The organism is Enterobacter sp. RHBSTW-01064, assembly GCF_014103035.1.
In the GTDB taxonomy this organism is placed as follows: Bacteria; Pseudomonadota; Gammaproteobacteria; order Enterobacterales; family Enterobacteriaceae; genus Enterobacter; species Enterobacter mori.
Genome location: NZ_JABXOU010000008.1, coordinates 87,434 through 110,304 on the forward strand (window position 1 = coordinate 87,434; position 22,871 = coordinate 110,304).

At 56.2% G+C, this 22,871-nt stretch carries 21 protein-coding genes; 7 read left to right on the forward strand and 14 right to left on the reverse strand.

Features of this window, described 5'->3' with window-relative positions:
- Nucleotides 1-44 precede the first annotated feature (44 nt).
- Nucleotides 45-680: an OapA family protein gene (locus HV355_RS20655; RefSeq protein WP_148400932.1), complete on the reverse strand. Its 636-nt coding sequence runs from the start codon at nucleotides 678-680 to the stop codon at nucleotides 45-47.
- A 232-nt stretch (nucleotides 681-912) separates the two neighbouring features.
- On the opposite strand from HV355_RS20655, the gene fklB reads away from it, so the two are divergent.
- Nucleotides 913-1,533 carry an FKBP-type peptidyl-prolyl cis-trans isomerase gene (gene fklB / locus HV355_RS20660; protein ID WP_172411118.1) on the forward strand — a complete coding sequence of 207 codons (621 nt, stop codon included), beginning with the start codon at nucleotides 913-915 and terminating at the stop codon, nucleotides 1,531-1,533.
- Between the two features lie 311 nt (nucleotides 1,534-1,844).
- Nucleotides 1,845-3,254 carry a D-serine/D-alanine/glycine transporter gene (cycA, locus tag HV355_RS20665; RefSeq protein WP_182403228.1) on the forward strand — a complete coding sequence of 470 codons (1,410 nt, stop codon included), beginning with the start codon at nucleotides 1,845-1,847 and terminating at the stop codon, nucleotides 3,252-3,254.
- A 96-nt stretch (nucleotides 3,255-3,350) separates the two neighbouring features.
- Here the strand turns inward: cycA and ytfE are convergent, their stop codons facing one another.
- Nucleotides 3,351-4,013, reverse strand: coding sequence for an iron-sulfur cluster repair protein YtfE (ytfE, locus tag HV355_RS20670; protein ID WP_108417883.1), 663 nt, complete (start codon nucleotides 4,011-4,013; stop codon nucleotides 3,351-3,353).
- A 245-nt stretch (nucleotides 4,014-4,258) separates the two neighbouring features.
- On the opposite strand from ytfE, the gene HV355_RS20675 reads away from it, so the two are divergent.
- Complete coding sequence (locus tag HV355_RS20675) at nucleotides 4,259-5,908, forward strand: methyl-accepting chemotaxis protein (RefSeq protein ID WP_148400931.1); 1,650 nt, start codon at nucleotides 4,259-4,261, stop codon at nucleotides 5,906-5,908.
- A 79-nt stretch (nucleotides 5,909-5,987) separates the two neighbouring features.
- Here HV355_RS20675 and HV355_RS20680 read toward each other — a convergent pair whose 3' ends face one another.
- From HV355_RS20680 to HV355_RS20690, 3 genes are all read right to left on the reverse strand, one after another.
- Nucleotides 5,988-6,953: a DMT family transporter gene (locus HV355_RS20680; protein WP_108417881.1), complete on the reverse strand. Its 966-nt coding sequence runs from the start codon at nucleotides 6,951-6,953 to the stop codon at nucleotides 5,988-5,990.
- Between the two features lie 75 nt (nucleotides 6,954-7,028).
- Nucleotides 7,029-7,853, reverse strand: coding sequence for an AraC family transcriptional regulator (locus HV355_RS20685; protein ID WP_182403230.1), 825 nt, complete (start codon nucleotides 7,851-7,853; stop codon nucleotides 7,029-7,031).
- Between the two features lie 81 nt (nucleotides 7,854-7,934).
- A complete protein-coding gene (locus HV355_RS20690) occupies nucleotides 7,935-8,783 on the reverse strand; it encodes an SDR family oxidoreductase (protein ID WP_182403232.1) in 849 nt (282 codons plus the stop codon).
- An 84-nt stretch (nucleotides 8,784-8,867) separates the two neighbouring features.
- Here HV355_RS20690 and HV355_RS20695 point away from each other — a divergent pair, with 84 nt between their 5' ends.
- Nucleotides 8,868-9,254: a helix-turn-helix domain-containing protein gene (locus HV355_RS20695; protein WP_010427428.1), complete on the forward strand. Its 387-nt coding sequence runs from the start codon at nucleotides 8,868-8,870 to the stop codon at nucleotides 9,252-9,254.
- 84 nt (nucleotides 9,255-9,338) lie between these two features.
- Here the strand turns inward: HV355_RS20695 and HV355_RS20700 are convergent, their stop codons facing one another.
- Nucleotides 9,339-11,282, reverse strand: a complete 1,944-nt coding sequence (locus HV355_RS20700) for a bifunctional 2',3'-cyclic-nucleotide 2'-phosphodiesterase/3'-nucleotidase (protein WP_174341208.1) — start codon at nucleotides 11,280-11,282, stop codon at nucleotides 9,339-9,341.
- A 190-nt stretch (nucleotides 11,283-11,472) separates the two neighbouring features.
- On the opposite strand from HV355_RS20700, the gene cysQ reads away from it, so the two are divergent.
- Entirely contained in the window at nucleotides 11,473-12,213 is a 741-nt protein-coding gene (gene cysQ, locus HV355_RS20705; RefSeq protein ID WP_010427426.1) for a 3'(2'),5'-bisphosphate nucleotidase CysQ, read from the forward strand.
- Here the strand turns inward: cysQ and HV355_RS20710 are convergent.
- Nucleotides 12,207-12,764, reverse strand: coding sequence for a YtfJ family protein (locus tag HV355_RS20710; protein ID WP_042714214.1), 558 nt, complete (start codon nucleotides 12,762-12,764; stop codon nucleotides 12,207-12,209). The genes cysQ and HV355_RS20710 overlap by 7 nt on opposite strands.
- A gap of 325 nt (nucleotides 12,765-13,089) precedes the next feature.
- Here HV355_RS20710 and HV355_RS20715 point away from each other — a divergent pair, with 325 nt between their 5' ends.
- Nucleotides 13,090-13,296 carry a DUF1107 domain-containing protein gene (locus HV355_RS20715; RefSeq protein ID WP_003856054.1) on the forward strand — a complete coding sequence of 69 codons (207 nt, stop codon included), beginning with the start codon at nucleotides 13,090-13,092 and terminating at the stop codon, nucleotides 13,294-13,296.
- Between the two features lie 70 nt (nucleotides 13,297-13,366).
- On the opposite strand, the gene HV355_RS20720 is transcribed toward HV355_RS20715, so the two are convergent.
- The 6 genes from HV355_RS20720 to HV355_RS20745 form a co-directional block, all read right to left on the reverse strand.
- Nucleotides 13,367-14,704, reverse strand: coding sequence for a hemolysin family protein (locus tag HV355_RS20720; protein ID WP_042715770.1), 1,338 nt, complete (start codon nucleotides 14,702-14,704; stop codon nucleotides 13,367-13,369).
- A 196-nt stretch (nucleotides 14,705-14,900) separates the two neighbouring features.
- Complete coding sequence (locus HV355_RS20725) at nucleotides 14,901-16,448, reverse strand: MFS transporter (protein ID WP_089599724.1); 1,548 nt, start codon at nucleotides 16,446-16,448, stop codon at nucleotides 14,901-14,903.
- Between the two features lie 79 nt (nucleotides 16,449-16,527).
- Nucleotides 16,528-17,550, reverse strand: coding sequence for a Gfo/Idh/MocA family oxidoreductase (locus tag HV355_RS20730; RefSeq protein ID WP_182403234.1), 1,023 nt, complete (start codon nucleotides 17,548-17,550; stop codon nucleotides 16,528-16,530).
- A gap of 11 nt (nucleotides 17,551-17,561) precedes the next feature.
- Entirely contained in the window at nucleotides 17,562-18,629 is a 1,068-nt protein-coding gene (locus tag HV355_RS20735) for a Gfo/Idh/MocA family oxidoreductase (RefSeq protein WP_182403236.1), read from the reverse strand.
- Between the two features lie 11 nt (nucleotides 18,630-18,640).
- Complete coding sequence (locus HV355_RS20740) at nucleotides 18,641-19,810, reverse strand: Gfo/Idh/MocA family oxidoreductase (RefSeq protein ID WP_182403238.1); 1,170 nt, start codon at nucleotides 19,808-19,810, stop codon at nucleotides 18,641-18,643.
- A gap of 16 nt (nucleotides 19,811-19,826) precedes the next feature.
- Nucleotides 19,827-20,978, reverse strand: a complete 1,152-nt coding sequence (locus HV355_RS20745; RefSeq protein ID WP_010427410.1) for a Gfo/Idh/MocA family oxidoreductase — start codon at nucleotides 20,976-20,978, stop codon at nucleotides 19,827-19,829.
- 192 nt (nucleotides 20,979-21,170) lie between these two features.
- Here HV355_RS20745 and HV355_RS20750 point away from each other — a divergent pair, with 192 nt between their 5' ends.
- Entirely contained in the window at nucleotides 21,171-22,229 is a 1,059-nt protein-coding gene (locus tag HV355_RS20750) for a LacI family DNA-binding transcriptional regulator (protein WP_108417873.1), read from the forward strand.
- On the opposite strand, the gene msrA is transcribed toward HV355_RS20750, so the two are convergent.
- Nucleotides 22,230-22,871 carry a peptide-methionine (S)-S-oxide reductase MsrA gene (gene msrA / locus HV355_RS20755; RefSeq protein ID WP_010427407.1) on the reverse strand — a complete coding sequence of 214 codons (642 nt, stop codon included), beginning with the start codon at nucleotides 22,869-22,871 and terminating at the stop codon, nucleotides 22,230-22,232.

A 22,871-nucleotide genomic window follows, 5' to 3' on the forward strand; every position in this document is an offset into this window, starting at 1 on the left:
AACAGTGTGCCGGGTGGCGGCTACGCCTTACCCGGCCTGCAGAACTAGCGTACGCGAATAAAACTGCCGTCGGTCTGACGGGTAAACAGCACCTGCTGGCCATTACCGGTATCGATCGTCAGGCCGGTCACCACGCCGCTGGCGTTCTGGCGGATCTGCACCATCTGTCCATTTTGCAGGTTGCTCAGCGGCTTGCCTGCGCCTTCCACCTGCGCCATAGCATAGACATCCGTAGCAGGCAGGTTGTGGTCGCGGAACAGCTGCGCGAGCGTTTTACCCGGCTCAACGCGATAGGAACGCCACTGCTGTTCAATGCCTGTCGGTTGCTGAACCTGTGGCGCAGCGGCCTGCTCCTGCGGTTGTTCTTCCTGAACGGGTTCAGGCTCTACAGGGGCGACCTGGCCTGGCTCGTTGGATGGCGTCACCAGCTGCGTCTGCATGGGCTGCGCGTCCGGCTGCGGTCGCGTTTGCGACTGGATATCCAGCTGCGCATTGCGGGTCACCGGCGCGGTATCAACGTCGTCCCCGCCAGAAGGAAGCAGGAAGCCCACGATCACCAGCAGCGCGCCAATGATAATGCCTCTGCGGTGCATAGGGGGCAGCGGGTCCATAATGCGAAAATTGTCTGGCGCCTGCCAGATTTTCGCCAGGGTAGGTTTCAGTTCAAATCGCCCGGGCATGGCTCTCCTCCTGCTCCGCGTCTTTTTTATCCTGTCCTGAGAAGTGTAGTTTGCTAACTGCCTGATGGGCGTAACAAAGCCAGCTTTCGTGACACATATTTGGGAAAATCCTGACTGGCTCTATTGTTTCTGTTTCGCCGCAGTTTGTCACCTTTACTTAAGACAAAGTTTTACCCATAAGGGCATGGCTGATATGCTGCCCGCTACTTTAAATGTGATGGAAGGAAAACCCATGACCACCCCGACTTTTGACACTATCGAAGCGCAGGCAAGCTACGGCATCGGCTTGCAGGTAGGACAGCAGCTGAGCGAATCCGGCCTGGAAGGTCTGTTACCGGAAGCGCTGGTGGCGGGTATCGCTGACGCGCTGGAAGGCAATCATCCGGCTGTTCCGGTTGACGTGGTGCACCGCGCGCTGCGTGAAATTCACGAACGTGCTGACGCTGTGCGTCGCGCGCGCTTCGAAGAGATGGCAGCAGAAGGCGTGAAATACCTGGAAGAGAACCGCGAGCGCGAAGGCGTGAACAGCACCGAATCGGGCCTGCAGTTCCGCGTGATCAACCAGGGTGACGGCGCGATCCCGGCACGCACCGACCACGTTCGCGTTCACTACACCGGCAAACTGATTGACGGTACCGTGTTCGACAGCTCTGTTGCACGCGGCGAACCGGCTGAATTCCCGGTTAACGGCGTTATCGCGGGCTGGATCGAAGCGCTGACCCTGATGCCTGTTGGCTCCAAATGGGAACTGACCATTCCTCAGAACCTGGCCTATGGCGAGCGTGGCGCTGGCGCGTCCATTCCGCCATTCAGCACTCTGGTCTTTGAAGTCGAGCTGCTGGAAATCCTGTAATCGGCTTTTCTTATTTCCTCTCTCCGTCCGGGGAGAGGAAAATAGTGATAAAACCTATAGTTACGACGTAATCAACATTTTATCTTGCAAACGAAACTGTTGCGTGTATTTTTGTGAGCTGTTTCGCGCTGTATGAGTGATATGACACTCACTTTCAACATATTATTAACATAATATTCAAATCATAGTATTCATCCCGCCGATTCTTACCTAATATCGATTAGCCCTTACAAGGGACCGTCATTCTTTGACGTATTTAAAGGCCAGAAGAGCCTTAACAACACAGACAGGCATAAACAGGAAAATATCACATGGTAGATCAGGTCAAAGTCGTCGCCGACGAAGAGGCGTCGTCTGAACAGTCGCTACGGCGCAATCTCACAAACCGTCATATACAGCTTATCGCCATCGGCGGTGCCATCGGTACCGGGCTGTTTATGGGGTCAGGCAAAACCATCAGTCTTGCCGGACCGTCGATCATCTTCGTTTATATGATCATCGGTTTTATGCTCTTCTTCGTGATGCGCGCAATGGGTGAATTGCTGCTCTCGAATCTCGAATACAAATCCTTCAGCGACTTTGCTTCCGACCTTCTGGGGCCATGGGCGGGTTATTTTACCGGCTGGACCTACTGGTTCTGCTGGGTTGTCACCGGTATGGCTGACGTTGTGGCCATCACGGCGTACGCGCAATTCTGGTTCCCCGGCCTCTCGGACTGGGTGGCTTCGCTGGCGGTGATTGTCCTGCTGCTGAGCCTGAACCTCGCCACCGTGAAAATGTTCGGCGAGATGGAGTTCTGGTTCGCGATGATCAAAATCGTCGCTATCGTGGGGCTGATTGTTGTGGGCCTGGTGATGGTACTGACGCACTTCCAGTCGCCAACCGGCGTTCAGGCATCATTTACCCATCTGTGGAATGACGGTGGTTGGTTCCCGAAAGGCCTTAGCGGCTTCTTTGCGGGCTTCCAGATAGCGGTGTTTGCGTTTGTCGGGATTGAGCTGGTGGGCACCACGGCTGCGGAAACCAAAGATCCGGAGAAATCCCTGCCGCGCGCCATTAACTCCATTCCGGTGCGTATCATCATGTTCTACGTCTTCGCGCTGATCGTGATTATGTCCGTGACGCCGTGGAGTTCGGTGGTGCCAACCAAGAGCCCGTTCGTTGAGCTGTTCGTGCTGGTGGGTCTGCCTGCTGCTGCGAGCCTGATTAACTTCGTGGTGCTGACCTCAGCGGCTTCATCTGCAAACAGCGGCGTGTTCTCCACCAGCCGCATGCTGTTTGGTCTGGCGCAGGAGGGCGTTGCCCCGAGCGCCTTTGCCAAGCTGTCTAAACGTGCAGTGCCGGCGAAAGGGCTGACCTTCTCGTGCATCTGCCTGCTGGGCGGTGTGGTGATGCTCTACGTCAACCCGAGCGTGATTGGCGCATTCACCATGATTACCACGGTCTCTGCGATCCTGTTTATGTTCGTCTGGACCATCATCCTGTGCTCGTACCTGGCGTACCGCAAACAGCGTCCACACCTGCATGAGAAATCGATCTACAAGATGCCGCTGGGCAAGGTGATGTGCTGGGTATGCATGGCGTTCTTCGTCTTCGTGCTGGTGCTGCTGACGCTGGAAGATGATACCCGTCAGGCGCTGATCGTCACGCCGCTGTGGTTTATCGCGCTGGGGCTGGGCTGGATGTTTATCGGTAAGAAACGGATGGCTGGCGTAAGGTAAAAGCAAAACGGCAACTTCGGTTGCCGTTTTTAGTTTTTGCACCCTCTCCCCGTGGGAGAGGGCCGGGGTGAGGGCGTCAGGCCGCAGCGGCCTTTTTTATTCCCCGGCCAATGCCCGCGGGAACAGCACGTTATTCTCAAGACTGATGTGTTCCATCAGGTCGTCGATCATCTCGTTAATGCCGTTGTACATCGCTTTCCAGGTCGTGCATGCTTCTGGCGGCGGCGTGACGTTGTGGGTGGTGTGTTTGATCACCTCCAGCAATTCACCTGCGTCATCGTGCTCGCTTTCCATCACGCTGATTGGCCCCATTGCCTGGCTTCCCATTCCCTGTTTGATCATCGGGAAGAGGATCTGCTCTTCTTTCATCATGTGGCTGGACAGCTCTTCGTGCAGCATGGTCAGGTATTTTGCCAGACCGCGCGGTACGGAGGGTTTGTCGGCGTGAACGCGCTCAACTTTCGTTGCCTGGAGGATGAGCTCCGGCAGCTGTTCACGATGACGGTCATGGTAACGCACAATGATGTGGTCGATGATTTCCGCGAGCGGTGCGGTGCGCCAGTCTTTATCGATGGGCTGCTCGGCCAGCTGTGCCAGCTCGGCTTCAATCACTTCGACATCCAGCTCTTTACGCGACGCGGCGCGCGCCAGCGTTTGCTTACCGCCGCAGCAGTAATCCATATCGTATTTACGAAACAGCGCAGAAGCGCGAGGGATGGAGAGCGCCAGCTCGCCCAGGGGTTGGTCGCGGAAGGCCATAGCAGTTACCTCGTCATGAATAATATAAGATGCATATTAAATGCATCTTTAAGTCGAGGCTATAACCCTTTAGAGGGAAGGGAGAGAATGAGATGTGGATCACAAAAAAATGTCTCATTTAACTCCCTGAATGAACATAAGAAAGTGCTTTAGAAAGTTTTTAAAGGTGTAGAAACAGTAAACAACGCGCCGAGCCTGCCGATAGATACACGTCAGACAATACCTGCATATAAAAAAGGCAACGCATGTTTAAACGTATAAAAGTCATTACCCTTCTGATTTCGGTGCTGCTTGTGCTCGGCATCATGCAGCTGATCTCTGCCGGCATTTTCATCAATGCGCTGAATAACGATAAAGAGAACTTCACCGTTTCTCAGCTTTCCAGCCAAAACGTCGCGGAATTTACCGACGCCTGGATCAGCCTGAACCAGGCGCGCGTGACGCTGAACCGCGGCATGCTGCGCCTGCAAAGCAGCATGGCGTCGCAGATTAACGGCGGTCAGCTGAACGAACTGGTGAACACCGCGAAAAACCTGCTGGCCGATGCCCAGACGCATTACGATAAATACTACGCACTGCCGGAAACCCCGGGTCTGGATGAAAAACTGGCCGATCGGCTGGAGGAGCAGTACCGCATATATTCCGCCACGCTGACGCAAATGAACGTTCTGCTGGGCCAGGGCAATCTGGAAGATATGTTTAAACAGAACGCCGAGCAGAAGCAGACGGCGATGCAAAAGGTCTACCGCGAGTGGCGTGAGGCGCAGGCCGCGCTCACTGATAAAGGCATTCAGGATAACGAAAGCGACTATAAGCGCATCCTGTGGATCCTTTCTGCCGTCATGATTCTCGTCATTGCGGTGATTATCTCCAGCTGGATTGCGATGCGTCGCGTGCTGCTGCTGCCTCTGGAGGACGTCATCAACCATATCCGCGCCATTGCTGCAGGGGATTTGACCCAGCCGATTCAGGCACAGGGTAAAAACGAAATGGCGATCCTGGCCCGCAACGTACAGGAGATGCAAACGTCGCTGGCGAACACCGTGGGCGTGGTGCGTGAAGGCGCAGACACCATTTACACCGGCGCGGGCGAAATCTCTGCGGGCAGCAACGATCTCTCTTCCCGTACCGAGCAGCAGGCCGCGTCTCTGGAAGAGACCGCTGCCAGCATGGAACAGCTGACCGCCACCGTGAAGCAGAACGCCGATAACGCGCGTCAGGCTTCCCGGCTGGCGCTGGATGCCTCCTCAACCGCGAAGAAGGGCGGCAACGTGGTGGAAGGCGTGGTGCGTACGATGGACGAGATCGCCACCAGCTCAAGCAAAATTGCGCAAATTACTAACGTGATCGACGGTATTGCCTTCCAGACCAACATTCTGGCGCTGAACGCGGCGGTGGAAGCGGCGCGCGCGGGCGAGCAGGGCCGTGGCTTTGCGGTCGTCGCGGGCGAAGTGCGTACCCTTGCCCAGCGCAGCGCCCAGGCGGCGAAAGAGATTAAGGCGCTGATTGATGATTCCGGCGAGCGCGTGAATGCGGGTTCTCAGTTGGTGAACGAAGCGGGCGCGACGATGGCAGAGATCGTCAATGCGGTCACCCGCGTCACCGACATCATGGGTGAAATTGCCTCGGCCTCTGACGAGCAGAGCCGCGGTATTGATCAGGTCGGTCAGGCGGTGGCGGAGATGGACCGCGTCACCCAGCAGAACGCCTCGCTGGTGGAGGAGTCTGCGGCGGCCGCGGCGGCGCTGGAAGATCAGGCTGCACGCCTGAACGAAGCGGTGGCGGTGTTTAAAATCACCCGCAACCAGGCGGTCAAAGCGGCACCGGTGAAAACCTACGTGCCAAAAGCGCAGCCCGTAGCGGCGGCGTCTGAAGGGAACTGGGAAACGTTTTAAGGGCTTGCCCGGTGGCGGCTACGCCTTACCGGGCCTACGGTTTTGTAGGCCCTGCAAGCGCAGCGCCGCTGGGCAATGCTCACATATCCGACGCCGGAACGACCCTCGGTTTTTCCGGCTTCGCTCTTACCGCCATCACCACCCCCACCACCAGAAGCGCGATCCCGCAGGCCGTGAATAACGGCGGCACACTCTGTCGCATCAGGAAGGTATAAAGCAGTCCGGCCAGAGTTTCGAAAACAATCAGCGGCCCTAAAATCACCGTCGGCAGCTTCTGGCTGGCAATGTTCCAGCACAGCGCGCCCACCCATGAGCACAGCACCGCAATCGCCACCATCAGGCCAATAAACACCCACGGCCTTGGCCCGAAGGGCTGGGCGAAGTCAGGCTGTTGATGGCCTAACCAGATGCACGCCCCGGCATAGCCCACCAGTGAGACGGGCAGCGTGACCAGCGCCTGCGCCGTCGCCCACATCATCGGGTGCTTGTCCGGGTTCTCCCGCAGCCAGCGCGCATTGCGCAGGGCATACCAGGCCCAGCACGCCACGGAAATGAACGCCAGCACAATGCCAGAACCGTAACGCCACAGGTCAACTTCCGCCTGCCCATGACGCAGCTCGGCAATATTGACGCATACCAGACCCACGGCGGTGCAGATCAGTGCTGGCGCCATTTTTGACCACGCCAGCTTGCCATCCCGATGGCTGTAGAGCAGGTTCGCAAAGACGGGGATAACGACCGGCAGCGTGCCGATGATCATGGTCGACACCGGTGCACCGGTGCGCTGTATCGCGCTTGCCAGGCAAACGTAATAGATGAGATTACCCATCATGGTCAGCGCCAGCGCGGTCAGCCAGTCCTGGCGGCTAAGCTGACGCAAGCGCGCCCGCCCCAGCCAGGCCAGAGGAAGGGCAATCAGCCCCAGCGCCAGATAACGCCCCGTGGACTGCAGTATCGCCGGGTATTCCGGCACTATCAGCGGGCCGACAAAAATCAGCCCCCACATCAAACCTGCAAGCAGGGCATACAACACGCCGCTAATCATTTTTCCATCCACATTGATTTACTTTGCACTCAGTGTAGGAGGGCGAAATTCGTGCGTATTGTATGAGATTGCGCATTAGCGCTGCGCAACCTGCTTTTGATAACGCACTGGCGTAATGCCGTAGCGGCGGGTAAAGGCGCGGGTCAGATGCGACTGGTCGGTCAGCCCGGTTGCGGCAGCCACTTCGGCGGCGGGCATGCCGTGGGTGAGAAACGCTTTGGCGCGCCACAGGCGGATCGCCATCAGCATTTGATGCGGCGTGATGTGAAAATGGGCCTTGAACTGGCGCTGGAAATGGTACGGGCTGAGCGAGACAACGTTTGCCAGCTCGTCCAGCGTCAGAGGGTGCATATAGTTATCGTGCAGATACTCGCGAACACGTTCGAACCGGTGTGCGCCTTCCTGAATCACCGGCGCGTGATGGGCTAACGGTCGGAACGTCTCAATCAGATCCAGCAGCATTCCTTTTTGTGTCAGCGGGTCGTTCGTATGCCACAGGCCGTAAATCAGCTGGCCGATTTGCAGCGAGCGCTGCGGGTCGTAGCGGGTGACGTCGCTAAACCACCAGTGACGCAGGCCGGTGACCTCTTCGAGCAGGTCGGGTTCGATATAGACCATCCGGTAGCGCCAGCCATCTTCAGTGGCGGATTCCCCGGTGTGGATCTCGTCCGGGTTCATGGTGACAACGGATTTCTCGGGGGCGAGGTGCTGGGTACCGCGATAGCGGAAGCGTTCTGCGCCGGTTTCAATGGTGCCAATGCCGAAGGCTTCGTGCGTGTGAGGCTCAAAGGCGTAGTCAGAGATATGTGCGTGATAGAGTTCCAGGCCCGGCAGCTGCGCCAGATGGCGAAAGCGCGCGCTGTCTCTCTCATCAATGAACTGTTCCGGTACGCCTTGCACGGTGAGCCTCCTCGTGGGTCATCGCTTCATTATCAGAGATGACCCGAGGGGATGCCACAAAAAATAACCAATCCGTAACATTTACAGTATGGATTTGACGCTCTCCGCCAGCGTCGTCGTTGGGCGACCGATAAGCTTGCTCAGGGTACGGCTGTCGTCGAACAGGCCGCCTTTGGATGCGCCGGTGTCTGAATCCGCCAGCATATCCGCCAGCCCGGCAGGCAGGCCAACGCCCTTCAGCGCGGCGGCAAAATCGGCTTCACTCAGGTTCTGATACGCCACTGGCTTACCGCTCTGCTTGCTCAGTTCAGCCGCCAGTTCGCTCAGCGTCCACGCGCTGTCGCCCGCCAGTTCATACACGTTACCTGCGTGACCGTCCTCAGAAACGACTTTGGCTGCAGCCGCCGCGTAATCTGCACGGGTCGCAGAGGCGATTTTGCCTTCGCCTGCAGCACCAATAAACACGCCATGCTCCAGCGCCGGCGGTGCGCTCGCCAGATAGTTTTCGGTGTACCAGCCGTTGCGCAGCAGGGCATATGGCATGCCAGACTCTGCCAGCGCTTTTTCGGTTTCGACGTGTTCAACGTGAAGGCCGAGCGACGATGTGTCCGCATGCAGCAGGCTGGTGTAGGCGATAAACTTCACGCCTGCCGCTTTGGCGGCGTTAATGACGTTCTGGTGCTGCGTGGCGCGCTGGCCCACTTCGCTGGAGGAGATCAGCAGCAGTTTATCCACGCCGTTCAGCGCAGTCGTGAACGCCGCCTGGTCGGTGTAATCCCCCTGACGAACCACAATACCCTGGTTGCTCAACGCTTCAGCTTTCGCGGGGTTACGCACAATAGCCACGATCTGGCTGGCTGGAACGGTTTTCAGCAGTTCTTCAATAACGAGCTGGCCAAGCTGGCCGGTAGCGCCGGTAATCGCGATCATGATGAATCTCCTTCGTGTTTGTCTGGTGTTGTGGCACACTAACATTGAAGCTAACTTTTAGTAAGTACGTACAAAAAGGTAAGTATGAAAAAGACCATTCCGACACTCAGCGAGCAAATGCGCGATGGCAATCTCTTCGCGGAACAGTGCCCTTCCAGAGACGTGCTCAAGCACGTCACCAGCCGCTGGGGCGTGCTGATCCTGGTGGCGTTACGCGAGGGTACGCATCGCTTTAGCGACCTGCGCCGTAAGATGGGCGGCGTGAGCGAGAAGATGCTGGCCCAGTCGCTTCAGGCGCTGGAGCAGGACGGATTTGTCGATCGCGTGTCATATCCGGTTGTGCCGCCGCACGTAGAGTATAGTCTGACGCCGCTGGGCGTTGAGGTGAGCGAGAAAGTGGCCGCGCTGGCGGACTGGATTGAGGTAAATACGCCGAAGGTGATGGCTAATCGCGACGATCGTGCGGCGTAAAAAGCCGGGTGGCGGCTTCGCCTTACCCGGCCTACCTGCAGTTCGTAGGCCGGGTAAGCGAAGCGCCACCCGGCACAATCACCGCTACCTGCTCAAATCCACCTGATAAATCGCGAACCCGATATCATCCGTTGCGACCTTCTTCATCGGGTACTGCGCCTTGTCCTTAATGAACGCGGCAGCTTTATCGGACGGCGAGGTTTCAAAGCGGATATCCAGTTTCGTATCGCTGTGGATCGGCGCCAGACGCCAGTTGTTATCAACTGCCGGATGAATTTCGCCCGCCTTCTTCGATTCCGCACTGATCCACGCCGCCAGCACCGAGCGGTTCTCGTCCGGTGAAGCAAAAGCAATGTGGCTGTCACCCGTTCCGGCAAACTTACCGCCGTAGGCGCGGTAGTTATTGGTCACCACCAGGAAGGTGGCATTCGGGTCGATTGCCTTGCCGTTGAAGGTCAGGTTTTTGATACGTTCAGCCTGCGGATTAATCGTCTGGCACTCGCCGTCGTATCTGGCTGGCTGAGTAACATCAATCTGATACTCCACGCCGTCGATCACGTCGAAGTTGTAGGTGCGGAACCCGTCCCAGTTAATCAGCGACTGCGGCTTGCTGCTGTTCGGGTCGATCTGGTTGAACTGCCCGGCGGAGCATTCCAGCCACTCTTTCACCTCTTTCCCCGTCGCTTTGACGACGACCAGCGTATTCGGATAAAGATAGAGATCGGCGGCGTTACGGAACGTCAGTTGGCCTTTTTCGACTTCCACGTAGCTTGCCGGATCGTTCTTGCGTCCGCCCACCTTGAACGGTGCAGCGGCTGAAAGCACCGGCAGTTTTGCCAGATCCGGATCGCCCTGAACAAAGTGTTCGGCATAGGCTTTTTGCGCCATATTGACCACCTGAACGGTTGGGTCATCCTGCACCAGCGCCAGGAAGCTGTACATGTTGTCGGCGGATTTCCCAATCGGCTTGCCAACGAATTCACGGGTCGCATCGTGGTCATGCTTCAGCACGTCGACCAGCTTTTTATCTTCACCTGCCAGCGATTTTTTGGCCGCAGCGTCGTAAATAGGACGCGCTTCGGCTTTTGACTGCGTCACCTTCCAGCTGCCGCCGTCGTTATTTAGCACCAGATCCACCACGCCGAGATGATCGCCCCACATCCCCGGCATCACCGACGGCACGCCGTTGAGCGTCCCTTTCTCGATATCCGCGCCTTTGATGCTGGCGAAATCTTTGCCCGGGAAGACCGCGTGAGCGTGGCCGAACAGGATCGCGTCAACGCCCGGTACTTCACTCAGGTAGTAAACGGAGTTCTCCGCCATTGCCTGATACGGGTCAGCGGAGAGACCCGAGTGGGCGACAACCACCACCAGGTCAGCGCCTTTCTCGCGCATTTCCGGCACATACTTGCGCGCGGTTTCGGTAATGTCGTTAACGGTCACTTTCCCGTCGAGGTTGGCTTTATCCCACGTCATGATCTGCGGTGGCACAAAGCCGATGTAGCCAATCTTCAGCGTCTGCTTATGACCTTCGCTGTCGACAACCTCGGTCTCTTTAATCAGGTAAGGAGTGAACAGCGGCTTTTGGGTCTTAACGTCGATGATATTGGCGTTAACGTACGGGAATTTCGCACCGGCCAGCGCATCGTGCAGGTATGTCAGACCGTAGTTAAATTCGTGGTTACCGAGGTTGCCGACGGTATAGTCCAGGGTATTCATCGCTTTATAAACCGGATGAATTTCGCCCTTTTTCAGCCCTTTCGCGGCCATGTAATCGCCCAATGGGCTACCCTGAATTAAATCCCCGTTATCGACCAGCACGCTGTTTTGCACTTCACCGCGGGCGGCGTTAATCAAACTTGCTGTGCGTACCAGTCCGAATTTTTCGGTAGGCGTATCTTTGTAGTAATCGAAGTCCATCATGTTACTGTGAAGATCGGTCGTTTCCAGAATACGAAGATCCACCGTTGCCGCCTGAACGCTGGCGGCCACCAACGTCGCCAGGAGCGTTGCGCTAAACTTAATCATCAGAAGAGTCCTTTTTTCGATCCAAGCCACAAAAGATTATGTATGTATATCGCGTTGCTTACAGAAGTGTGAATCCTGCCAGAAATAAGGGTAGTGAAACCGGAATTGCTTCACAGATAGCAGAATTGTTCACATTACGATATAAATAAAACAACGAGTTATGACCACTGCGTTAACGAAGAGGTGGAGAATGTTAGATAAAATTTGTCAGCTCGCACGGGATGCGGGTGATGCCATTATGCAAGTGTACGACGGCGAGAAGCCGATGGACGTTGTCAGCAAAGCGGATGACTCCCCGGTCACGGCGGCGGATATCGCGGCGCATGGCGTGATCCTGAAAGGGCTGCAGGCCTTAACGCCGGATATTCCCGTCCTGTCAGAAGAAGCGCCGCAGGGCTGGGACGAGCGCCAGCACTGGCAGCGTTACTGGCTGGTGGATCCGCTGGACGGAACGAAAGAGTTCATCAAGCGCAACGGTGAGTTTACCGTCAACATCGCCCTGATTGAGAAGGGAAAAGCGGTGCTCGGCGTGGTCTACGCGCCGGTGATGAAAGTCATGTACAGCGCTGCGGAAGGTAAAGCCTGGAAGGAAGAGTGCGGCGTGCGTAAGCAGATTCAGGTGCGTGATGCGCGTCCACCGCTGGTGGTGATCAGCCGTTCCCACAGCGACAGCGAACTGCAGGAGTATTTGCAGCAGCTGGGTGAACACCAGACGACGTCGATTGGTTCATCGCTCAAGTTCTGCCTGGTGGCGGAAGGACACGCGCAGCTTTACCCGAGATTTGGGCCAACCAACGTCTGGGACACGGCGGCAGGGCACGCGGTAGCGGCGGCGGCCGGTGCGCATGTTCATGACTGGCAGGGTAAGCCGCTGGACTATACCCCGCGCGAATCATTCCTCAACCCTGGCTTCCGGGTTTCAATTTACTGAGCCAGCAGCTTGTGCAGCAGAGCAACCACCTGCTGCACTTCCTCTTGTGTTAATCCGCCGTCCTTCACCCACTGCACGCGTCCCTCTTTATCGAGCACCACAATCGCAGAGCTCTCTTCGTCAAGCTGCCACGCCTTACGCGTCACGCCATTGCTGTCGACGATAAATTGCGACCACGGGTAGAGCTTTTTGTTGCTCTCCAGGCTCGAGCGCACAAACATGCCGGAGCCGGGGATGGCATCGTCGGTGTTCACAATGGTGGTGGTTTGGTAGCGATCGTGCGGGAATTTTGCGGCCTTGATCGCTTCCACCAGGGTAGCGTTTTTCTCTTTCGCGGATGTACGACCGGCAATATGTTGTACAACTCTCACTTTGCCCGCAAGCTGCGCGCTATTCCAGGCTTTGTAGCTAAACTTATCATTGTCGAGAATCAATTCTCCCCGGTCAGCAATGCCGACTGGCGGTACGCGTTGTCCTTTTTCAATCGTGTGAGCGCAAGCCCACAGGGGCAGCAGCAGGCAGGCTGCTGCAAGGATATTACGTAGGGTCATGGTGTTTCCTTTTTTGTTAGCAGGTGATCCGACCACTTGGTCTTACGCTTTTAATCATAAGTGCGATCAATGGGGTTTTCCCGCAATCCTGATGCCAGTTTGCGGGTGAACGCACATATCCATGAAAAAACGACGGCTTATACTGCCCTGAGTCACGGTTTGCAAAGATTATTCTGAATAATTGTAATCAAACGGTAAATAAACTTATGCACACTGGGTAACAACGTAGTTCTGGTCTATAGTCATTGGGCAATAAAATTTGCGCTCAGGACAGTCGGGCCGATTGTGGCACCGCAAGAGCGTATGATTCGCAGGAGATACAAGAATGAAAATTTTCCAACGCTACAACCCGCTTCAGGTGGCGAAGTACGTGAAGATCCTGTTCCGTGGACGGTTGTATATCAAGGATGTTGGCGCTTTTGAATTTGATAAGGGCAAAATCCTTATCCCAAAAGTGAAGGACAAACAGCACCTGTCTGTGATGTCCGAGGTCAACCGTCAGGTTATGCGTCTGCAGACTGAGATGGCTTAACCAACGTGCTATGCAGTAGTTAAAAAGACGGCTCCCAATGGGAGCCGTTGATGTATGTGGGGCAGGGACTTTACGCCGACACCTTCTCTTCCGCGTCCGGCAGCTTCGGCACCAGCACGGTCGGTTTGTTATCGATGCGCGTCACCAGCAGCTGGTCGATGCGGTAGTTATCAATATCCACCACTTCAAACTTGTAGCCGGAGAACTTCACCGAGTCGGTACGTTTCGGGATTTTACGCAGCATAAACATCATAAAGCCGCCGATGGTTTCGTAGTTGCCCGACTGCGGGAACTCGTCGATGTCCAGCACGCGCATCACGTCTTCAATCGGCGTACCGCCGTCGATCAGCCATGAGTTTTCGTCACGCTGAACAATCTGCTCTTCCAGCCCCTGGCCCACCAGATCGCCCATCAGCGTGGTCATCACGTCGTTCAGGGTGATGATACCCACCACCAGCGCGTATTCGTTCATGATCACCGCGAAGTCTTCCCCGGCGGTTTTGAAACTTTCAAGCGCTTCTGAGAGCGTCAGAGTGTCAGGCACAATCAGGGTATTGCGGATCTGCACACCGCTGTTGAGCGCCAGACTCTGGTTGGCCAGCACGCGGTTCAGCAGGTCTTTGGAGTCGACATAGCCGATGATGTGGTCGATATCTTCATTACAGACCAGGAACTTAGAGTGCGGATGCTGTGCCACTTTGTTCTTCAGGCTCTGCTCATCTTCGTGTAAATCGAACCAGATAATGTTCTCACGGCCCGTCATGGAAGACGGCACGGTACGGGATTCCAGTTCGAATACGTTCTCAATCAGCTCGTGCTCCTGCTTGCGCAGCACCCCGGCCAGCGCCCCGGCTTCTACAACCGCATAAATGTCGTCGGAGGTGATGTCATCTTTACGCACCATCGGCAGCTTAAAGATGCGGAAAATCACGTTTGCCAGGCCGTTGAAGAACCACACCAGCGGGCGGAACACGTACAGGCAGAAGCGCATCGGGTTGATGATACGCAAAGCCACGGCTTCTGGCGCAATCATACCGATGCGTTTCGGGGTCAGGTCTGCGAAGAGGATGAACAGGCCAGTCACCAGCGAGAAGGAGAGGATAAAGCTCAGCTGTTCGGCCAGTTCAACGGACATGTACTGCACAAACAAGCTATAAAACGCCGGGGAAAACGCCGCATCACCCACGATACCGCCGAGAATGGCGACCGCGTTTAGGCCAATCTGCACCACGGTGAAGAACATGCCGGGGTTTTCCTGCATTTTCAGGATGCGCGTGGCGTTGATGTTGCCTTCATCGGCAAGCAGCTTAAGTTTGATTTTACGGGACGCGGCCAGCGAGATCTCGGATATCGAGAAAAATGCACTGACGGCAATAAGGCAAAGTATTACTAAAATACTGTTTAACATAGTTTATCCGGCTTCTCGCCAGATCCTCAGAAGGGGAGTTGATACCATTTGTGTGAAGACACATTGAACGTCAGCTCGTAGCGTTGAGCCGATTATTTCAGCGGGTAGTATAGCGTAAAGAGATGTAAATCTGCCAGAGGTCACATTTTGGGCAAAAAAAGGCCGGGCAGGTGGGGAGCCTGCCCGGCATATGTCGCTATTTGACGGTCGACAGCGGGACGTTACCCACTGCACGGCGCGTTGCATCGCCTCCCCACACCTGGTCATACTCGTAGCCCGTCAGCTGCTTGATCACCACGCGGGTTTTCTCGTCGCAGTCGCGATAATCGCCGCCCAGCTTGCGGCGGGCAATTTCTTTGAGCAGTACCTTGTGTGTCTCACGGGTCAGCTTGAATTTGTATGTCGTGAAGAAGCTGACGGTCAGCAGGGCTGCCGTGGCGAAAATCATCAGCCCGATAATGGCACCCAGCGCGCTTTCAGGCTGCGCACCGCTGCCCTTCACGAAACCGGACTCCTGCAGCACCAGGCCGATAATCATGATGGCAATCGCCACGGTGCTTTTGCGGGTCAGAACCATCACCCCGGCAAAAATCCCTTCGCGGCGCTGCTGCGTGACCATCTCGTCAATGTCCGGAATAAAGCTGTAAATATTCCAGGGGATGTAATACAGGCCGGAACGTGCCGCACCGAGCAGGATAAAGACCGCTGAGAAGAGCAGCGTCGGCACCTGCGTTTTGGTGAGGTAGACCGTAAATAGAAACGCCAGCACCAGGAAGATACAGCCGTACGAGAGCCGCAGGGCGGCAGAAGGCGTCATGTTCAGCCGGTTCAACAGCAGCATAAACCCATACGTGCCCGGTACCGAGGCAAAGGCCGCAATGCTTAGCCAGCCGGAAACCGCAGAGGCATCCTGGCTCAGGCAATAAACCACGTAATAGGTAAAGACTGAACCGAATACATCCATCGCGGTAAAAGAAAAAATATAGATGAGTATATGCAGGCGGAACGCACGGATACGGAATGACGAAAAGAGATCGAGCACCAGATATTTCAAGTGATTCCCCAGGCCGCCTTTACGCTGATTATCTACCTTGAAGTTCGATTCCTGATGGACATCTTTTGCTTCCCAGGTGGTGTACCAGGTAATAAATACCGCCAGACAGAACACGCAGGAAAATATCAGTCCGGTGAGGGTATAGGTAAACGGATTATCTTTGCCGGTGAATTGCATAATCACACCGGGGACCGATACCGCAAGAAAACCGCCCAGCTGTGAGCAGATCATCCGCACGCCCGAAAGGCGGCTGCGCTCTTCGTAGCGGTTGGTCATTTCTGCCGCCAGCGTTTCCCAGGGGACTAACACCATCGCCGACAGCAGTTCGATAGACAGATAGGTGCCCAGGTAGTACCAGTATCCCATGTCCGTCATCCACAGCAGGGCGTACAGAAACATTAACGGGGAGCTGAGTAATAAAAAGAAGCGGCGACGACCAAATTTTCGTCCAAGCCAGGTATCCCCGAAATTATCGGTGATATAACCCATAATCGGACTTAATAACGCATCAATGACGCGGGCAATGGCAAATATTGAGCCCGCTTCAATCACAGAGAGTCCGCAATAGGTGGTGTAAAAAAATAACAGCCAGGTGCCGATAATGGCGAAAGCGCCTCCGCCAAACAGATCGGTTATGCCGTAGCCAAGCGCTACGCCATAACCAACTCTACGTTCAGTTGGTTTGACCATAATAATATCCAGTGTAGGGTAATGTTTAACCTGTATGTCAGGTCGTGTTTTTATTAACGTCTGGATTGCACATTACGTTCTAGTTATTGATCTCTATCCATTGTCGTAATTGAGATGAGCGATAAATGGCCTCCACAAGGGTGAGTGATTTGCCGGCTTCATGGATATCGGTGTAATCCCTGTTTTCCGGATGAATAAGGGCGTGATAAAAGCGACGGATCGCCTGTTGATGACCCAGACCCCAGTAGCTTTTGACCGAGCCGTCGGGTGAATCGTCGGTTGTCAGTTTGAGGCGTTCACCGGGCGTGATGCGCCAGAGAACGTTGTGTTCCAGCAGCAGTGAACCGTGTTCACAGTGGATCTCCATCAGAAGAGGGGAATCGGTGGTGTGGCAGTTAGTGGCATAAAACAGGCCGCGCGCGCCGTTGGCGAAATGCAGCGTCGCCATCGCGCTGTCTTCCCCTTCGGTCACGTCTGCCAGTTCTCCGCTATCGACTACGCCTTTCAGCCGCGTCACGCCGCCGCCAAACCACTGCATCAGGTCGAGGGTGTGGATTGCCTGGTTGATCAGCAGGCTGCCGCCTTCGGTCGCCAGTCGTCCACGCCACGGGCTGTCGGTGTAGTAGGTGCCGAAGCGTGACCAGGTTAGCACCGCCTTGATGCTGAGCATCTTACCCAGCCCGCCATGGGCTAACTCCTGACGCACGCGCAGGCTGGTGGGGTTGAGTCGGTTCTGGTAACAGACGCCAAACTGCCCCTTCGCCTGCTCAACGGCGTGGGCGATATCGACAAGCTCGCTGCCGTTCATGCCCACCGGCTTTTCACAGAAAACGTGCTTCCCGGCGGCCAGCGCCGCCAGGATCATGCTTTTATGTTCAAAGTGAGGCGTGCAGATATGCACCACGTCGATGCTGTCATCCAGCAGCATTTCCCGGTAATCCTGATAAAAGCGGCACTGATAGCCCATCGCCAGCTTCAACCCTTTGACGCTGTCGATATCCACCAGCGCGCGTAGCGCCACGTTAGGAATTTGGCGGAGAGCATTCACATGGCAACGGTGGATCGCGCCGCCGCCAATAATTGCCGTGTTCAGGATCGTCATCGTCGTTCCCCTTATCCGGCTGCGTTGGCCAGCATTTGAGCCTTCACGCACAGTTCGGCAGCCTTGAAAGCGTGTGCCTGCGTCATGGCGTTTTCGGTGCGGTGCAGGCAGTCGAGGATTAGCTCGCCAAAGAACGGGAACCCGACCTGCCCGGCCACTGGATAGCGGAACTCCCCCTCTTTATTGACGAGGTAGACCACGTCCTGCTCGCCGCGGGTGAGGTCGACATACTTGCGGATTTCGATATACCCGTCGGTCCCAAGTAGCGTCAGGCGGCCATCGCCCCAGGTGGAGAGTCCGTCCGGCGTGAACCAGTCACAGCGGAAATAGCCGCTGGCCCCGTTTTCGCCTTTGATCATCGCATCGCCGAAATCTTCAAATGCCGGATACTGAGGGTGGTTGACATTGCGGGCCTGGCTGGCGACGACGGTGGCATCGCTGTTGCCCGTATAAAACAGGAACTGCTCAATCTGGTGGCTGCCGATATCACACAGGATCCCACCGAAGTAGCGACGATCGTAGAACCAGTCCGGACGGCCCGTGCCTTCCCGGTGCGGCCCGGTTCCCAGGGTTTGCACCACGCAGCCAATGGCGCCTTGCTGCACCAGCTGCCCGGCAAAAACCGCGCTCTCTACGTGCAGGCGTTCGCTGTAGTACACCGCATATTTCTTGCCGGTCTTTTCGACCATCGCTTTGGCGTCCGCCAGTTGCTCAAGGGTGGTGAGCGGTGCTTTGTCGGTGAAGTAGTCCTTCCCCGCCGCCATTGCTTTCAGCCCCAGCGCGCAGCGCTCGGAAGGAATTGCTGCTCCCGCAACCAGACGCACCTCGTCGTCGTTGAGGATCACCTCCAGCGACTCTGCCACTTTTGCCTGCGGGTACTGCTGGATAAATTTATCCACTTTGGCCGGATCGGGGTCGTACACCCATTTCAGCGTGGCTCCGGCTTCTATCAGGCCGTTGCTCATCCCGTAGATATGGCCGTGGTCGAGCGCGGCGGCGGCGAAGACGAATTCACCCTCGCGGACAACCGGCTGCGGTTTGCCCACCGGGGCGTAGTTCATACCGTCATTCTTGTTCATGGTGTCACTCCTTAATCCAGATCTTTGCCGAGGGGAATCGCACCCACTTCGCTGAAGTTGGCGACGCTTGCGGATTTTTCATAAAAACGGGGGGCGAGGGCGTTGGTCCCGCCGGTACGGTAAAACGGATCGTCGCGGCCAATGGGTAATGAGACGACAGCGCGAGTGATGGCTGATTTATAAATGGCGGTAATCAGCTCCAGCGAGCGTTTGCCCTGCACGCCGTCTACCAGCGGCGCGGCGCCGTGCTCAATGGCATAAAGCAGGTCATTGATCTGCCCGGTGTGCAGCGTCCACTCGAGCTTTGGCGTCTCCTGAAAAACGGCGTTGAGCTGTGCTTCTCGCTGCTGGTCGTGGGTTTCCTGCGGGAAGCCGTTATCGGCGCTGACGCTGGCAAAGGCCTGCCACGGTGCGGAGATGCGCGCCTTATCACCCTGAATGATCATTTTCTGATCTTCGCCGTGGTGTACCACCGAGGCGGTCAACTGCGTGAGCGCGCCGCTGGGGTATTTGAAGATCGCGGCGCTGAGGTCTTCGACTTCAGCGTTGTCGTGCGCCACGTTGGTCATCATCGCCACCACCTCGGACGGGAAGCCGAGCATCCACTGAATGGCGTCGATGTGGTGCACCGCGTGGTTAAGGGTGCAGCCGCCACCCTCTTTTTCCCAGGTGCCGCGCCACCACAGGTCGTAGTAGCAGTGTCCGCGCCACCAGAAGGAGTCCACCTGCGCATGGCAGACTTTCCCGGCAAGGCCGGAGTCCAGCGCCGCTTTTAAGCGCCAGAAGGCATCGGTAAAGCGGTTCTGGGCAATGATGGAGAGCGTTTTACCGCTGGCCTGCTGCGCGGCGATCATCGCGTCGCACTCCTCCAGCGAGGCGGCCATCGGTTTTTCACACAGCACGTGGCAACCGGCGTTGAGCGCGTCGATACCGATCTCTGCGTGGACGTAGGGCGGCGTGCAGACGTCGACGATGTCGACATTCGGCTCAGATTCCAGCATCTGCCGGTGGCTTTCATACACGCGGGCATCTGTCAGGCCGTAGCGCGCTTTTTTCTCTTCCGCTTTTTCCGGGTAGATATCCACCAGCGCAACGATCCGGCAGCGCTGACCAAACTGCAAATAGCCCTGAATATGGTTATGCGAGATATTCCCCGTTCCCACAATGGCGACATTTAACATCGTTTCTTCTCCGGAGTTACCAGGTGCCAGAGGCGTCCAGCGTGACGCTGGCTGTCTCTTTAGCCACTGAGGTGCTGATGCGTTGCTGAAGCAGGCGCAGATACTGTTTTTCGTTGAGCGGCAGCTCGACCCAGTCGTCCGTCCAGGTGGAAAGGTGCATGGCGTTAGAGAGCGTGAGCCCATGGATCCCTTCCAGACCCGGCGCAATCAGCGGTTCGCCGCGCAGGATGGCCGCACAGAAGTTGGCGGTAATGACGTGATGTTCGCTGTATTCAGGGGCGACGGGGATCGAGACTTCCCAGCACTCAGGCTCCCCAAAGCCGTTCTCCCAGCGGGCGTTAAAGGCGGTTTCGGATTCGCGCAGTCGCCAGTAGCGCAGTTTCCCCTCCTCGACGACAACTTTGCCGCGATCGCCCGCTATTTCCAGACGGTTGGTGCCCGGCGTTTCGGCGACGGTGGTGATAAACACGCCGGTGGCACCGTTGGCATACTCGGCGTAGGCGGTGACCTCGTCTTCCACTTCGATATCGCGATGCTTACCGAACTGGCAGAACGCGCGCAGGCGGACCGGCATGCCGACCAGCCACTGCCAGAGATCGAGCTGATGCGGGTCCTGGTTGAGCAGCACGCCGCCGCCTTCACCTTTCCAGGTAGCGCGCCAGCCGCCGGAGTTGTAGTAGCTCTGCGAGCGATACCAGTTGGTGATGATCCAGTTTGAACGGCGGATTTCACCCAGCTCGCCGCTGTCGATCAGATCTTTCACTTTCTGGTAGAGCGGATTCGGGCGCTGGTTGTACATGATGCCGAACACCACGTCGCACGCTTGGGCACAGGCGTTCATCTCCTGAACCTGCGCCGTGTACACGCCCGCCGGTTTTTCACACAGGGTATGGATGCCGTTGCGCATCGCCAGCATCGACAGGCGCGGGTGCTCATAGTGCGGCGTGGCGACAATGACCGCATCGATAAGCCCGCTCTGGAGCATCTCCTGCGCATCGCTAAACAGTGGGAGGGTGCCGACCATCTGACGAATGGCAGGATGCTTTTCCAGCGCGTTATCACAAACTGCCGCCAGGCAGGCGTCGCTGACGGTACCCGCCAGTAAATAGCGCGCGTGGACCGTGCCAATATTACCTATACCAATAATGCCAAAACGTACCTTCTCCATGTCTCACCTTAATTTCAGTCGAAAAGAGTGATGACCGGAAAATAGGAAAGCTCAGGCGCAGCGACAATGTGTTTTTGTGAGAATACTCGCAAGGTCAATAAGTAAACTCTAACCATTTTGAAATTTAGTTTTAAAATCAATGCGCTGTTTCTGCAAATATTTGCAAAAACTGATTGGGAGCGAGGTCACACTATGGCGGGTAAGTTAAAAATGGAGGAAATTTCCTCCCTGACGGGCTATTCCGTTAGCACTGTCTCAAGGGTGCTAAGCGGGAAGTCGTATACCAGCGATAAGGCCCGGGAAGCGATTGTTCGCACCGCGCGGGAATTAGGTGTCCTTGAATCCATGGCAAGCGGGCGGCTATTAATTAACGGTATCGCTGTTTTTGCGCCGGAAAGAACCTTTCAGGGCCGTGGCGATATTTTTTATCTCGAAGTGACCAAAGGAATCGCCGAAGCCAGCGCGCCGCATAATGTCTGGGTCAGCTATTGCGGATTAGAAGAGCAGCACGCCGATGTAAAACTGTTTCTGGAAAAGGCCAGTCATAAAAATATCAACGCGATAATTATCATTGGCACGGATGATTCCACCATATTTAAACTGGCCAGCACGCTCAATAAACCCTGCGTTTTAATTAATTCCGTCGACAGGGATCGGGTGCTGGACTCCGTTTCGCCCGACCATCGGGCCATTGGTTTTACCGCCATGCAGCACCTTTTTGAGCAGGGACACCGCCGGGTGCTGACCTTAACATGTCTGCGGCGGGATACGCTCTATGCTCGCCTGGATGGTATCAAAGAGGCGTACCGCCATTTTCACATTGCCTTTGAGCCACGACGTGATTTGTTAGTGACGGAGTGGTTTACCGCGGAGGAGGCCGAACAGGCGCTGGATGAGTGGCTGTCGAGTCATGATAAAGCGCAGTGGCCGGAGGTGATTTTCCCCAACAGTACCAGCATGGTGGAGGGGGTGATCAGCGCGTTGACGCGTCACGGGCTTCGTATCCCGGAAGACATTTCACTCATCACCACCGATTTTGCCTGGAATTTAGCGCACCGCCTGGAAAAACCGGTCACCGGCGTCACGGTGCCCTGTCGTGAACTGGGGATAGAAGCGGTGCATTTGCTGCAAACGCGGCTCAACCGACCCCAGGCGCCGGTTTATAATTTGCTGTTGCAGGGGAAGGTGATGGATTTTGGTTCGGTGAGTAATGCGACGCGCCACGCGGCTCGCGTGGCGCTAGACCAGTGATCAGGCCAGCTGTGGCGGCAGGCAGACGCCGATGCCTCCGATTCCGCAGTAGCCATACGGGTTTTTATGCAGATATTGCTGGTGGTCGTCCTCGGCATAATAGAACGGCTTCGCGGTGGTGATTTCCGTGGTCACCTCGCGCGTATCGCCCGCGTCATGCATGGCTTTCTGAAAACGCTCAAGGCTGGCGCGCGCGGCAGCATCCTGCTCGGGTGTGAGCGGATAAATGGCCGAACGGTACTGGGTGCCGTGATCGTTACCCTGACGCATGCCCTGCGCCGGGTCGTGATTTTCCCAGAACACCTGCAGCAGCTGTTCGTAGCTGATGATGGCCGGGTCATACACCACGCGAACCGCTTCCGCGTGACCGGTATCGCCAGAGCACACTTCGCGGTAGGTTGGGTTTGGCGTGTAACCGCCGGTATAGCCTGCTGCGGTACTGTAAACGCCGGGCAGTTGCCAGAACAAACGTTCAACTCCCCAGAAGCAGCCCATGGCGAACAGGGCGATCTCCATTCCATCAGGAACGTTTGTCATTGAATGGTTGTTTACGGCGTGTAAGGTCGCCACAGGCATAGGGGTGTTGCGTCCCGGTAATGCATCTGCTTGTGAAACCAGATGCTTTTTGTCGAATAAACTCAC